At 34.7% G+C, this 13747-nt stretch carries 17 protein-coding genes and 2 pseudogenes; 8 read left to right on the top strand and 11 right to left on the bottom strand.

Translation table 11 applies throughout. The features are described from left to right. Window positions 1-440 precede the first annotated feature (440 nt). Window positions 441-1193: a 5'/3'-nucleotidase SurE gene (gene surE, locus OPR46_RS00260; protein WP_265043407.1), complete on the top strand. Its 753-nt coding sequence runs from the start codon at window positions 441-443 to the stop codon at window positions 1191-1193. 20 nt (window positions 1194-1213) lie between these two features. Here the strand turns inward: surE and hisS are convergent, their stop codons facing one another. Further along, window positions 1214-2440, bottom strand: a complete 1227-nt coding sequence (gene hisS, locus OPR46_RS00255) for a histidine--tRNA ligase (RefSeq protein ID WP_155969466.1) — start codon at window positions 2438-2440, stop codon at window positions 1214-1216. Next, the gene (locus tag OPR46_RS00250; RefSeq protein WP_265044031.1) at window positions 2437-3009 is read right to left on the bottom strand and encodes a NifU family protein; all 573 of its coding nucleotides are present in this window, start codon (window positions 3007-3009) and stop codon (window positions 2437-2439) included. The genes hisS and OPR46_RS00250 overlap by 4 nt, the downstream gene beginning before the upstream one ends. Window positions 3010-3169: 160 nt before the next feature. Here OPR46_RS00250 and OPR46_RS00245 point away from each other — a divergent pair, with 160 nt between their 5' ends. Further along, window positions 3170-3430 (top strand): J domain-containing protein, encoded by a 261-nt coding sequence (locus OPR46_RS00245; protein WP_227738613.1) that lies wholly within the window; start codon window positions 3170-3172, stop codon window positions 3428-3430. Between the two features lie 19 nt (window positions 3431-3449). On the opposite strand, the gene OPR46_RS00240 is transcribed toward OPR46_RS00245, so the two are convergent. Beyond that, complete coding sequence (locus tag OPR46_RS00240; protein WP_265043406.1) at window positions 3450-4409, bottom strand: hypothetical protein; 960 nt, start codon at window positions 4407-4409, stop codon at window positions 3450-3452. Continuing rightward, entirely contained in the window at window positions 4397-5083 is a 687-nt protein-coding gene (locus OPR46_RS00235) for an N-acetylmuramoyl-L-alanine amidase (protein ID WP_265043405.1), read from the bottom strand. The genes OPR46_RS00240 and OPR46_RS00235 overlap by 13 nt, the downstream gene beginning before the upstream one ends. A 68-nt stretch (window positions 5084-5151) precedes the next feature. On the opposite strand from OPR46_RS00235, the gene OPR46_RS00230 reads away from it, so the two are divergent. The 3 genes from OPR46_RS00230 (at window position 5152) to OPR46_RS00220 (ending at window position 7741) form a co-directional block, all read left to right on the top strand. After that, the gene (locus OPR46_RS00230; protein ID WP_010082675.1) at window positions 5152-5322 is read left to right on the top strand and encodes a J domain-containing protein; all 171 of its coding nucleotides are present in this window, start codon (window positions 5152-5154) and stop codon (window positions 5320-5322) included. Between the two features lie 104 nt (window positions 5323-5426). After that, a complete protein-coding gene (locus OPR46_RS00225) occupies window positions 5427-6656 on the top strand; it encodes a cytochrome b (RefSeq protein ID WP_006280242.1) in 1230 nt (409 codons plus the stop codon). Window positions 6657-6982: 326 nt separating this feature from the next. Beyond that, complete coding sequence (locus OPR46_RS00220; protein WP_265044029.1) at window positions 6983-7741, top strand: cytochrome c1; 759 nt, start codon at window positions 6983-6985, stop codon at window positions 7739-7741. A 138-nt stretch (window positions 7742-7879) separates the two neighbouring features. Here the strand turns inward: OPR46_RS00220 and OPR46_RS06915 are convergent. Continuing rightward, window positions 7880-7978, bottom strand: a pseudogene (locus tag OPR46_RS06915) (IS5 family transposase); the annotation flags it as partial. Window positions 7979-8025: 47 nt separating this feature from the next. Between OPR46_RS06915 and OPR46_RS00215 the strand changes: the two are divergent. After that, a pseudogene (locus OPR46_RS00215) lies at window positions 8026-8127 on the top strand (IS630-like element ISWpi11 family transposase); the annotation flags it as partial. 113 nt (window positions 8128-8240) lie between these two features. Continuing rightward, window positions 8241-8978: a tRNA pseudouridine(38-40) synthase TruA gene (gene truA, locus OPR46_RS00210; protein WP_265043404.1), complete on the top strand. Its 738-nt coding sequence runs from the start codon at window positions 8241-8243 to the stop codon at window positions 8976-8978. 79 nt (window positions 8979-9057) lie between these two features. Here the strand turns inward: truA and dnaN are convergent, their stop codons facing one another. After that, window positions 9058-10215 carry a DNA polymerase III subunit beta gene (dnaN, locus tag OPR46_RS00205; RefSeq protein ID WP_265043403.1) on the bottom strand — a complete coding sequence of 386 codons (1158 nt, stop codon included), beginning with the start codon at window positions 10213-10215 and terminating at the stop codon, window positions 9058-9060. 54 nt (window positions 10216-10269) lie between these two features. Between dnaN and OPR46_RS00200 the strand changes: the two genes are divergently transcribed. Beyond that, window positions 10270-10395 (top strand): hypothetical protein, encoded by a 126-nt coding sequence (locus OPR46_RS00200; RefSeq protein WP_265043402.1) that lies wholly within the window; start codon window positions 10270-10272, stop codon window positions 10393-10395. Window positions 10396-10443: 48 nt separating this feature from the next. Here the strand turns inward: OPR46_RS00200 and OPR46_RS00195 are convergent, their stop codons facing one another. From OPR46_RS00195 to OPR46_RS00175, 5 genes are all read right to left on the bottom strand, one after another. Further along, window positions 10444-10941 (bottom strand): invasion associated locus B family protein, encoded by a 498-nt coding sequence (locus OPR46_RS00195; protein ID WP_265043401.1) that lies wholly within the window; start codon window positions 10939-10941, stop codon window positions 10444-10446. Beyond that, complete coding sequence (locus OPR46_RS00190) at window positions 10934-11827, bottom strand: RNA polymerase factor sigma-32 (protein WP_041582625.1); 894 nt, start codon at window positions 11825-11827, stop codon at window positions 10934-10936. Before OPR46_RS00190 ends, OPR46_RS00195 begins: the two co-directional genes overlap by 8 nt. Window positions 11828-11965: 138 nt before the next feature. Then, window positions 11966-12094 (bottom strand): hypothetical protein, encoded by a 129-nt coding sequence (locus tag OPR46_RS00185; RefSeq protein WP_255407348.1) that lies wholly within the window; start codon window positions 12092-12094, stop codon window positions 11966-11968. A gap of 51 nt (window positions 12095-12145) precedes the next feature. Next, window positions 12146-12838, bottom strand: a complete 693-nt coding sequence (locus OPR46_RS00180) for a P44/Msp2 family outer membrane protein (RefSeq protein ID WP_265043400.1) — start codon at window positions 12836-12838, stop codon at window positions 12146-12148. A gap of 590 nt (window positions 12839-13428) precedes the next feature. Next, complete coding sequence (locus OPR46_RS00175) at window positions 13429-13743, bottom strand: YbaB/EbfC family nucleoid-associated protein (protein WP_320109359.1); 315 nt, start codon at window positions 13741-13743, stop codon at window positions 13429-13431. Window positions 13744-13747 lie beyond the last annotated feature (4 nt).

Raw genomic sequence — 13747 nt, 5'->3', positions numbered from 1 at the left:
TCCCCGAGTTAGCTAGTCTTTTACTATCTCTGTCGAGTATTGGCATTTTTTGATGTCTTGTAACGCTTTATAAGCGCGTTCAGCTTATTTAGATAAAAATCTAGATGTAGATGAAGTTTTGTAAAGACATACAGTATCTATGTACTGCAAAAAATTAAACATAAGACGCCGATACATTAAGTAACCCTTACCTTTTAATCTGCAGATTGGCGAAAGCAAATACAATAGCTTCAGTTTCATGATAAGGGGACTGGCGGAGTTTGTCAAGTAAGTTTTTTCGTTTCTATTGTAATGACAGTTATGGCCTGTGCAAGAAATCTATTGATTTACAGCAGGTTCTTTGTTACAGTTCGTAGTTATGCAAGGAAACTTAAAGCCTCATGAGTTTATTTACAGCCAGTGGTTTACATAATTTGGAGCTGTATAGCTGAACATTGTATATGATAATATTAATAACAAACGATGATGGTTTTGGAAGTGAAGGAATAAAATTACTCAAAGAGGTTGCACGGAATTTTGCGTCAGAAATATGGATAGTGGCACCAGATACTGATAGAAGCGGAGCTGCAAGATCTCTTGATTATCCAGTGAAACAATCTATTGGAATAAAACAACATAGTGAAAGGGAATTTAGTGTGTCTGGTACTCCTGCAGATTGTGTCATTATTGCGCTAAATAAAGTTATGAATAAAAAACCAGACTTAATATTGTCCGGAGTAAATATTGGATCAAATGTCGGGGACGATATTTGTTATTCAGGAACAATTGGTGCTGTAATGGAAGGTGCTGCAAGGTCTATACCTTCTATTGCGCTAAGCCAAGTTTATCATGATAAAATAGACTGGCACAATACAAAGGTTTTTGCACCAAAGGTTATTGCCAAGCTAGTTAAGGTTGGTTGGCCTAAAAACATAGTGATGAGTGTAAATTTTCCTGCTACGGAAAAAGTAAAAGGAGTAGAATTTGCTGAACAAGGTGAATATAACATTGATGGGGATTTAATTTTTACTGAAAATTCGAATGGCTCTTTTAGCTTAAATTGGTCTCGAGAGCACTCAGGCAGTGGTAGTATAAATAAAATAAAAGAAGGATTTATTACTATTACACCGGTAAAATTAGATTTTACAGATTATGATACATTGAATACTATGAAAAATTCTTGTGCAGACGAATTTTCTTCTATAGCTGACTGAGAAAAACATTTGCATTGCTCCTAATAGATATTTTCTATTGTGTTATCGCGAGCAATTATTTTTTCTTCACCTGTATCCATGTTTTTAATCTTTAAAGTTTTACTACTCAATTCTTCATCGCCAAAGATTAAAGCAGCTTTAGCATTTGCTTGATTTGCTTTTTTCATTCGGGTTCTGAGCGTTCCGCTATATTCATAGATTACATATAAACCATTTCTGCGCAATTCATTCGCAAGTGTTAGGGTATATTCTTCAACCTCTCTACCGATTGGAATTAGGTAAATAGGTCGCTCTTCTTTCGGAGAATAATTGATTAACTCCATTATGCGCTCAATACCCCCTGCAAATCCTATTGCTGGAGTGTGTTTTCCACCTACTGAAGATACTAAATTATCGTATCTTCCACCGGCAAAAACTGCCCCTTGTGCACCTAAATCCTCTGTAACAAACTCAAACACTGTGTGGCAATAATAATCCAAACCTCGAACTAGTTTATTGTTTACGGTATAAGGTATATCAAGAATTGTTAATCCATTTAGTATTTGTTCAAAGAAATCTGAGGACTCTTTCGTATAATAATTGCTGATTTTGGGCGCATCAGAAATTATTGATTTATCTTTCTCGTCCTTGGAATCCAGTATTCTGAGTGGGTTTTTGATCAACCTATTTTTGCTATCTTCTGATAGATCATTTTGATACTTTGTAAAGTATAAGATCAAAGCTTCTCTATATTTAGTTATTGTTTCACCATCACCTAAAGAGTTGATTTCCAGCTTTACATTTTTATTGATGCCAAATTCAGTTAGTAAGTGCTGAGCGAGTGATATCAATTCAATATCAGCTTTTGGATCTTCTATGCCAAAAACCTCAAAATTTATCTGATGAAATTGCCTTTGTCTTCCCTTTTGCGGTCTTTCATAGCGAAATGCAGGTCCTGTTGAGAATAATTTTATCGGTGTTTGCAGTTTTTTTTCAATGAGTAGCCTGACAATCGCTGCAGTGAACTCAGGACGTAAAGTTATGCTCTTTCCCCCTTTATCATTGAAGCTATACATCTCTTTAGTGATGATATCTGAGCTATCACCTAAGGTTTTTGTAAAAACCTCCGTGTATTCAAATATCGGAGTTTGAGCAGGCAAAAAGCCATATAGATTTGAGATTCTGCTTGCTGTTTGCTCTATGTGTTTAAACTTGTACCATTCATCAAACAGGAGATCTTTTGTTCCTCTAACCGTTTGATTAGTCATAGTGTGGTCTCTATACCTGCAATCTCTGGTATGTGGTAGCTCAGCATATTTTGCACTCCTTGCTTTAAAGTAATTGCAGCACTTGGGCATCCAGAGCAAGCTCCTTGTAACTCAACATAAACTATCCCATCTTTATAGCCACGAAATTTGATATCGCCACCATCTTGAGCAACTGCAGGTTTGATATGACTTTCCATCAATTCTTTTATTCTATTTACAATTTCTATATCATTTTTATCAAAAAATTCTTCATCCGGTATATTATTATCATTTACTCCTTCTTTATCTAGTGCTTTTCCACCTGAAGTAAAGTGATCCATGATTGTAGTTAAAATTTCTACTTTTAATGTATCCCAATTAATTCCACCCAATTTTGTTACTGAAATAAAATCATGACCAAAAAACACTCTTACCACATGTTCTATTTGAAAAAGATTTGCTGCTAGTTTAGAATTTTTTATCTCATTTGCATTTGAAAAATCAGCCGTTTCTCCTTCGTTTAAAATTTCAAATCCAGGAAGGAATTTTAGCGTATTTGGGTTTGGTGTTTCTTCAATCTGGATGAACATGTTATTTACCATGACAATTATAATTGTTACTATTTAATCATAAAATGATAAAAAAATATACATGTCATTCATCTTTTTTCTTTTTTTAGTATTCATAGTAATTACATTTGTCTTGCCTAGCGTTGTTGTATTTTTTCTTTTCCTGACAAAAAAAAATAATATGAGTTTCATGATGAACTCTATATTGAGTAAGTTTTTGAACGAATTTAGTAGCAGTAGAAGTTATACTGAAAATTACACTGGTGATAACATGTCCAAGGATGAAGCATTAAAGATACTGGGGCTGAATCCTGAGGCAAGTCAAAATGAAATCAATAAAGCATATCAAAATTTAATGAAATTAGTTCACCCAGATAAGGGAGGCTCGGAATATTTTGCGCAAAAGCTAAATGCGGCACGTGATAAATTGTTAAAAAAGTGATCTTAAAAAAAGTTTTCGTTTAACGAATTTCTTCCTTTGCTTTTTCTAAATACTCCAATATTGCTTCATGTAGTGCAGTCCATGTTATCTGTTCTTCCAGGGAAGGTATAAATTCTTGTCTCCAAGCATTCTTAAACTCCTGAAACCACTGTTTTTCAAAACCCTGAAATTCTAAAGAAATATCTACTTTAAAGCTATCAATTAAACTGGAAACTTCTGCAGCTTTAGAGCTATCTAGTAATTTTAAAGATAACACTCCACTCTTTAAAATCTCTAACTCTTCCAATACATTAAGCTTAAATGGTTTATAGAGTGAAGACCATATGCGATATCTTAAATAAGAATCATAGTATAACTTAATTTTGTACATTAAAGTGGTAGATGCATCAGGAGAAATGTTATTCTCATATTGTGCAAGAGAAGATAATAAATTCTCATAATCTACTTTGCTTAAACATGGTTGTAGAGTCGATTTAATTTTTTCACTAAAGGTTAGATAACTAGAAGAAATGCCATGACTATATTCACTAAAGAATTCAGGAAATATATCTGCTTGTTCTAGTTTAAGAGGTAGATCTTTTCTAATTTCTCTTGGTAAATTATGTATTGAAAACTGATAAATAACCCATACAAAATTCTCATCAAACTCATCTGAGTAATCAGCATTATTATCAGGAAAAATTACATTACCTTTCTTATCATTCCAAGGTTCTATCTTATAGAAAAATCTGTTCAGCCTTTGTTTTAATTTCAAAATACCTTCATTTCTATCACCTGCTTTATACAATGTTTTGCCCATTTTGTGTTTAGCATCTTTAGGGTTTATTCTGTCACTTATGTGCAATCCAATTTCATTTTTCTCTAATATAGCCTTTCTTATAATAGTCCGAATGCGATAAGATATGTGTTTATGGCTATAGCAGGCCAGTAGCATATTACGGTCTGTTCGGATTATTGTAAAAAGAGCTATAACTCCCAATCAAACAATTTGTGTGGATCTGGTTTACGCATTGTATAGCCAAGCTCTGGATCATACACTATAGTTCCTATTTCAGAATGACTAAATATCATATCCCTTTTAATTTTAAAACGCTCCATAAGGTATAAAATCAGCTCTTTAACAGATCTCATTTGCTCTTCCGGAAAAGGCTCAAGTCCTGTGTTTACAATTTCAATACCTACAGAATAGTTGTTAAGCTTCCGTAGCTCTTCAAGCTTGCTATTTATCTTAACTCTTGCATAACTAATACCAGCATGCCATGCTTCTTTCTCTAATGGAACCATTAAGGTAACGCTGCCGTCCCTATCGACAATAAAATGAACTGACAATCCTCTAGCATTCAGCGTATCTTTTGTACCTTTTAGTGTTGATGTTTCAGTATGGTGAACTATAACCATTAACACTTTTTTACCTGCCCTATCACCATAATTTAAAGCTGAAGCTGGATCTAAAAATAACAAATCCTGATCTTTCAATAATGGTAATTTTTCTTGTAAATCTTGAAAATCATTCTCGATATTGCTTGAACTGGATACTTGCCCAGATATGAGAAATGCTGAGACAGTAATCAGTAAAACTAATAAATATTTGTTGACTTTAGATAGTTGGATTTTCATACCATCTTCATAAACACTTTGTAGATAATTTTTCATTATATAGTTAGAATAGGGTTGTTGAATAAATTTACAAGACAAAATCATACTAGTCTGGTAGTAGTAACATGTTCAGAGATGGAGCATTTAAAGTGCTAGGAATAGATTCTGGAGCGAACCAAAATGAAATCAATAAAGCATATCAAAATTTAATGAAATTAGTTCACCCAGATAAAGGAGGCTCGGAATATTTTGCACAAAAATTAAACGCAGCACGTGACAGGTTGCTGAAGAGGTAATTAATATTGCTTTAAAGTTTTTATTTGTGCGTAAAGGATAAGTTGCTACAATAAAAAAATAAGATAAAAGTAGCAATGGACATGTGTTCAGAAAGGTTTAAGTTATGCAGGAAGATAACAAAAAAGAAACAATAAAAGAAGAAAAAGGCATATTAGGATGGATAGAATATAGATTGCCTATATTTTCTTTTCTAAGACACACTGCTTCTTACCAAGTGCCAAAAAACTTAAATTATGCTTGGAACTTTGGCTCTTTGGCTGGTATAGCGCTGATTTTACAAATAATAACAGGTATATTTCTTGCTATGCACTACACTCCGCATGTTGATTATGCGTTTAATAGTGTAGAGCGCATAATGCGAGATGTGAATTACGGGTGGTTAATACGCTACACTCACGCTGTTGGAGCATCGCTCTTCTTTATGGTAGTCTATGTTCATATAATGCGTGGATTATATTACGGATCTTATAAAAGACCGAGAGAGATGGTGTGGTTTATTGGAATATTTATATTTTTTGCAATGATGGCAACTGCCTTTATGGGATATGTATTGCCTTGGGGACAAATGAGTTTCTGGGGTGCAACAGTTATAACCAACTTATTTTCTGCTATACCTTTAATTGGCAATAAAATAGTTATATGGTTATGGGGTGGTTTTTCAGTGGATAACCCAACACTTAACCGTTTTTTCGCTCTGCATTATCTTCTGCCTTTTGTTATTATTGCTTTAGCTATGCTTCATGTGATAGCTCTGCATAGGTTTGGCTCTGGTAACCCAAGTGGAGTGGAGGTAAAATCAGATAAGGATACCATCCCTCTCTATCCTTATTATATAGTCAAGGATTGCATAACTTTTGGTCTGTTTTTTGTAGTTTTGTTCGCATTTGTTTTCTATGCTCCCAATTATCTTGGGCATCCAGACAATTATATAGAAGCTGATTCTATGGTCACTCCGGTACATATAGTGCCAGAGTGGTATTTTTTACCTTTTTATGCAATGCTACGTTCAATTCCAGATAAACTTACTGGTGTGCTTACCATGTTTGCGTCTATTTTAGTGTGGTTTTTGTTACCTTGGCTTGATAAATCAAAAGTTAAAAGTGGTGCTTATCGCCCGGTGTTTAAGAAATTTTTTTGGGTTTTTGCAATAAATTTTGTACTTCTTGCCTGGCTTGGAGGACAAGAGGTAAAAGAGCCTTACATCACTATGAGTAGGCTATCTACTCTTTATTACTTTGCATACTTTGTGATAGTTTTACCACTGCTTAGTAAGTATGAAAAGCCAAAAGAACCACCAAAAACCTTAAGTGATTCTGTGCCGGAGATGAGGTGATGTCAATTCAAAGCAGATCTCTTACAAAATTCTCTGTCATCCCAGTGCTTGACACTGGGATCCAGAAAAAAAATAAATGGATTCCAGCATCATGTACACAATTGTATGAACGTTGTATACAACACACAGTGTCATTCCACTATCTTCCGTTGTCATCCCAGTGCTTGACACTGGGATCCAGGTATAAAAATACTTACAAATCATGCAATGGACAACAGATTCTAGGAGTGCACGATAACCATAATGTCAGTGATGAAATAAGCTGGATTCCAGTGTCAGCTACTTGCATGACATCAATTCGAAATTTACTAAAACAGTGGTTATGCATGGGATCTAATGTATTTGCAATCTTCTGCATGTTATTTCTATCTAGTCTTATATCTGCAGAAGAATTTAAATCATCACCAAATAAGAAAATAGACTGGAAATTTGATGGAATTGTCGGATCTTTCGATAGAGAGTCAATTCAGCGTGGCTATAAAGTGTATAAAGAAGTCTGTGCTGCTTGTCATTCAATGAATAGGGTAGCATTTCGTAATTTGCAAGATGTCGGTTTTTCTGAAGAAGATGTAAAACAAATAGCAGCTTCTTATCAAGTTAAAGATGGTCCGAATGATTTGGGTGAAATGTTTGACAGACCTGGAGTACCTTCGGATTATTTTATTGCGCCTTTTGATACAAAAGAAGCAGCTGCAGCAAGCAACAATGGTGCAGTCCCACCAGACTTATCATTAATTATTAAAGCAAGGCATGATGGTGCAAATTATGTCTATTCATTGTTAACAGGCTATCAAAACGGCGAACACGATGAAAATGATTTATATTTTAATTCGTATTTTCCAACAGGCAGATTAGCTATGGCGCCACCACTTTCTGAAGGAATGGTGGAATATGATGGTGCAAGGCAAGCCACAGTTGAAAATATGGCGTATGATGTGATAAATTTTTTACAATGGGCAGCAGAGCCAGAATTAGAGCGCCGGCATAAACTTGGATTAAAAGTAGTGGCGTATTTTATAATTTTAACAGTGTTTTTTGTATTAACTAACAACAAAGTTTTGAGCAAGCTCTATAAAAAGAAGTGATAGTCAATTTTGCCTCAAGCACAATGGTTGTCATCCGAGTAGCTAACACTGGTTCCTTTATGACGGTGTCATCCGAGTAGCTGACACTGGGATGGCTTTGTCGCATCGTACCTTATACGGTAATAATTTACGATAAATTCATGTAGCCATTTCGAATTTAGCCATACCAATGTCAGTAAATTTATTAAGCAAATAGCACTTAATGAGCAGTTCTTTTTCACGATTTATAGCTCTTTTCATAGAAGTCCGGATGTGATAAGGATAGATAATGATAAGGAGGTTGAATGCCAGCAGCATATAGTTATGATTTAAGAAAAAAAGCAATGGAGGCGCTAGACGAAGGAGAAAGCAGAGAAGCAGTGGCAGCAAGATTTAAGATTGGACGAATTATAGCTCTTTTTACAATAATCCGAACAGACCGTAATATGCTACTGGCCTGCTATAGCCATAAACACATATCTTATCGCATTCGGACTATTGTAAAAAGAGCTATAATGCAGTGCGATACAAAATAACGGTAGAATATAATGGTAGTAGTTTCTCTGGTTGGCAAAAACAGCAACACTCTGCTAACTCAATCCAGGAGAAGATAGAAAATGCTATATTTAATTTTAGTGGTGAGAAAGTTACTTTGTACTGTGGTGGCAGAACTGATGCAGGGGTTCATGCTTTAGGACAAGTTGCTCATTTTGATATCGAAAAGGAATTTGAGCTTTATAGAATAAGAAACGCAATAAATTATCATTTAAAATCAATTCCTATAGTTGTGCTTAATGCGGAAGTTGTAGATGATGCGTTTCACGCACGGTTTTCAGCAAAAAAAAGATATTACGAATACAGAATAGTTAATCGCTATGCTCCTGCCGCTCTGGAGACGGGTTATGTATGGCAAGTGTTTAGCCCACTTGATGTAAATATTATGCGTGAAGCTGCTAAACATCTACTTGGAAAACATGACCTTTCAAGTTTCCGTTCAAAAGATTGTCACGCCGCAAATCCGATAAGAACAATTGATGATATCGATATAATACAAAACGGGAATCATATACACATCAAAATATCTGCTATTTCCTTTTTACATAACCAAGTGAGAATTATTGTGGGTACTTTAGTTGAATTTGGAAAAAATAGAACCAATCCGCAAGAAATGCTAAATATATTAAACCAATGCAAAAGAAATGCCGCTGGAGTTACTGCACCACCTTTTGGCTTATATTTGGTAAAGATAGATTACTAATTTAATAAAAGCTAGTGAAATAAGTGCCATACCGCCACGGTATCTCCAGATTCCGCTAACAAGCAGCGAGATGACGAGTTTAAGTTCTCATTGGCATCACTACATATAATACACTTGAATCATCTTCATCAGTGATAATTGTAGCACTATTACCATCGGCCAAGCTAAACTTACATTTATTTTTTATGCAGGATAGAACATCAAGTAAATAACGCGAGTTGAACCCTATTTCTATAGGGGCTTCATTGTAGTCCACTTCTATGGATTCAGTTGCATCACTGCACTCTTGGGAGTTTGAATGCAGAGTTAGCAGCTTTTCTTGTAGTGAGAATTTAATAGATTTTACTTTATCAGATACAACAACGGAAACTCGATCTATAACATCTGAAAGTTTTTTACTTTCAATAATCATATGCTTATCTTGAGATGCTGGAATAACTGCTTTATAATTTGGAAAAGTTCCATCTATTAATTTTGATATTAGAATATATTCACCGCATGTAAACTTGATTTTTCTGTCTGAGAGTTTTACTTTAATTTCATTACAATCGTCCAATATTTTTAACAGCTCCATAACAGTTTTACGTGGAATGATCACACCAAATTCGCCATTGATGTTCCCAGGCTTTGGCCTCTTGATACATGATAAACGATGGCCATCAGTTGCAACGCAGTACAGAAATTGCTCATCTGTATGTAGATATATTCCATTTAAATTATACCTTGTATCATCTAGTAATACAGCAAATTTTGTTTTAGTTAATAAGTCTATCAGGTCCGTATTTAGTAGAGTAAAATCATGTTTATAATTGTCTTCTTCAAGAGCAGGAAAGCTGCTTGAAACTACATTCGGTAAAGAAAAGTTTGCATTTCCGCAAGACATCAATAATTTTCCTTGGTTGTTTACTTCAAAATTGACATCCAAATCAGCGGGTAACTTCTTCACTATGTCATGTAAAGTATGCGCTGAAATTTTTACTTCTCCTTCTGTTAATACGGTTGCAGCAAGTGAGGCAAACATTGAAATGTCAAGATCAGTTGCCATTAATTTTATGCTGCCGTGTTGTGCTTTGATATTTATACACGCCAAAACATCTATTGCATTACGCCTTTCAACCACTCCACTTACTCTGGATAATGTATTTAAAAGACTTGTGCGGCTCACGCTAAAACGCATCTGCCCGCACACAGAATTTTGCTTTTTGATTTCTGTATCTACACCTGCAACCTCTGACATTGCTAACTCTCAAAAATATATTTTAAATGATATCCACATCCCATATAAAGTAAAGTGCTATTTATAGCTCTTTTTACAATAATCCGAACAGACCGTAATATGCTACTGGCCTGCTATAGCCATAAACACATATCTTATCGCATTCGGACTATTATAAGAAAGGCTATATATTTCCATTGAAAGAGTAGTCTAGTTTTATACTATAGCTGGGTATTCTGTTACAATAGTTTACTTTGTATGGCATAAATCATGCATTTTTTGATACGCTTTTTGAAAACCAAGTAGGGAATAAGTATCATCAATGGTTACTGTTTTTGCTTTTCCATTCACTACCATTGATAATCCCTGCTTCATTTTTAGAATGAGATCTTGATCTATTTTTGTATGCTCTGCCCACGCAAAACTTCCCTGTATTATAGGCAATGTATATTTAATTTTTTTATCGATATTGAGAGCTACAGGCTCCTTGTCATACTGAAAACCAGAGGTAACGCTTACCTCATCTGCTTTTTTATCAACATAACTAACCATTACATACGGCTTGCGATTGGTTGTATAATATTCGCTTTTTTTTTTAGGATAGGATACAATATAACATACTTTCTCTCCATCTTCCAATGCAGTATACACGAGCCAATCTTTATATTTTTCCTTCAGTTGCACATCACTAACTGATGCAAAAGCGTCTATCGAAAAAAATATTAGAAATATAAAAAAACTACGCATGCAAACAAAATTTCAAACTTTCAGATTGTATATATTGTTTTACCTTAGCCATCGCCTGCTCAGCCAACTGCCTTATTCTTTCTCTTGAAACACAATATTTTTTACTAAGTTCATCCAGAGTTTGAATGTTTTCAGACAAATATCTACTGATAAAAATGTCTCTTGCCCTTTCGTTGAGGCTCGCTAGTGCATTGTTTAAAATTGCTTCTTTTAATTCTTTTTCTTCATGATTCTGATAGGTTACTTCTTGACTAACCAAGTTACATGGGATCATATCTTGTAGCTCCCTTTTAGAGTCATCACCTATTTTTATGCAATCGTTTAGCGACTGATCCTTACAAGCCATACGGTAATTCATCTGCAGAACGTCTCCTTCGGATACAGAAAGCTCATTAGATATTGCTTTTATTTCTTCATTATTTAAGGTTTCCCTGTTTGTATACTGTAAAATTCTTTTTTTTATTTTACGTAAACTAAAAAACAATCTTCTTTGTGCTTGCGTTGTGCCTATTTTCACAAACGACCAAGATTTCAATATAAAGTCTTTTATTGAAGCTTCAATCCACCACACCGCATAAGTTGAAAAACGAAACCCTAAATCAGGATTAAACTTTTTCACTGCATGCATTAAACCCATATTCCCTTCCATGACCAGATCCATCAACAATAGTCCATAATTTTTGAATTTCATTGCAATTTTCACTACCAAATTCAAATGGCTGGTAATCAATTTATGAGCAGAAGAAACATCCTTATATTGGTTCCAATTTTTTGCTAATCGTACCTCTTCCTCTTGAGACAGCATAGGAAATTTTTGCACCCTAGCAATATATTGCATGAGATTGGTTCTGCTATCGACACATAAGTTTGCCATTGAGGTCAACATAACAACTTAAATTAAAACTTCATGCATATAATATATTGATTTTCCAGCAAAAATTCAAGCTTTGATTTGAAAAAAGTACAAATTTTCCATCTAATTTCTTGGAGACAGTAGGCCGCAGCGTTAGCTAATTGGATAACATTATGTAACTTTAGATGATATTCTACCAGTACAATGGTAAACGTTATAGCTTAAACACATAGCAAATAGTGTTATTCCAGTGCCTTGACACTGGAATCCACATTTCTTTTTTCTAGATCCCAGTGTCATGCTACTTGAATGACAAGAAAAAACCCACTGGGATAACAAGACTGAGATAGACTAAAAATTAAACGCTACTCCAGCTTCTGCACCAACAGTGCTGTAAAGAACTGTATGTCCTCCTTTGTCTTTACCTGCCGCACCAGCAGTTTTATCGAAATTAGCACCATAAGAACCAAAATAACGAGCTCCAGCATAAAGTTTGATTTCTGGAGTTACGTCGTAGCTAAACCCAGCTTTTGCTTGATAAGCAAAACCAAATTTATTTTTTTGCTCATTTAAAGCGTCTTTCAAAGGAGTGCTAATATACGCTGCACCAACACCAACACCAACGTATGGAGTGATAGGCATATCTTCAATTGCTATATCGTAATACACGTTAACTAGCCCTGAAATTGCTGTTAAACTGTCTGCAATAGTATCTGGCGTAAATTTTGCATCTGTAACATCATTTTTGTTTAGGTATGAATAAACTCCTTCAACATCAACCCTGATGTCGTCCATTTTGTAACCAAACGCACCACCACCAGCTATAAAAGATGCTTTTAATGGATTATGAATGTCTGTGGCCTTTTTATATTCAATACCTCCAATTTTTGTGAAAAGAGGTAAAATTTCACCGTTGTATTGCAAACGAACGTAGTAGCTAGTTTCTTCATCACTTATTGGACCAACAGGATCTGAAAAAGCAGAGTTTGATAAACTTAGCAACGTTGCTAAAGCGGCTGCCGAAAAAAACTTTTTATAATGCATAATTGTCCTCGTAAAAAAAATTAAAATTCCACTTTAGCAGTCTAAGTAACAACTAAAGTTAAGTCAAGTGCTAACTTAATAACACAAAATATTCTACATTTTAACTAATTTTTAGGAGAAGACAAAGATTTTATTAATGAATAAATACGACTTTTGATTTTTTGGTATAGCTAACACAGGTAAGATTTACTATCGAAAGACCTCGTCATCTCGCTGCTTGTTAGCGGATGAGAAATCCACAACTGTACGAACATTGCAATTTGGGCCTACCAGGAGGGCAATGCCTCTTATCCAAGTACCATCTTCTTGTCATCCCAGTCTGGGATCCAGGAATTTTATTAAGTTGGTAAGCATAAAAGTAGCCGTTTTATGTTAAAACACAATGTTCTTGATGAGATTACGGCAAGGCTGGATTCCAAACTGGAATGACATCGTTTACTATGTGCCATATTGCAATGTTTGTACAGTTGTGGAATGAATCACGGTATGACGTAGGGCTATGCTAGTATAGGTACATTATATGAAGAAGTACTAGCGTTGGGAATATTAGAAAAAAAATACTTACACTAAAAGAAACTTCAGTAGTAAATTCAAAAAGGAAGTTTAAACCCAGATGGTAAACCCATCATACCTGCAAGATCAGAAGTTGCATTCGCCATATCTTCTTCTGCTTTTTTAACGGCATCATTAAACGCTGCTGTTACTAAATCCTCTACTATATCTTTTTCCTCATTTCTCATAAGTTCTAAGTCTATGTTCACCTTTTTAGCTTTATATCTACCTATTTTTATGACTTCCACTAATACAGAAACTTTGCCACCACCAGAAATACCTTGAAACTCTTTTCCAACATATTTTTCTTGAGCTTCTGCAAGCTTTTTTTGCATCTCTTGCGCTTGTTTCATTATT

Origin of the sequence: Wolbachia endosymbiont (group A) of Scambus nigricans (genome assembly GCF_947251485.1) — a bacterium.
GTDB lineage: Bacteria > Pseudomonadota > Alphaproteobacteria > Rickettsiales > Anaplasmataceae > Wolbachia > Wolbachia pipientis.
The sequence above is the reverse complement of the archived record's forward strand: the minus strand, read 5'-3'. Positions and strand labels throughout refer to the sequence as shown.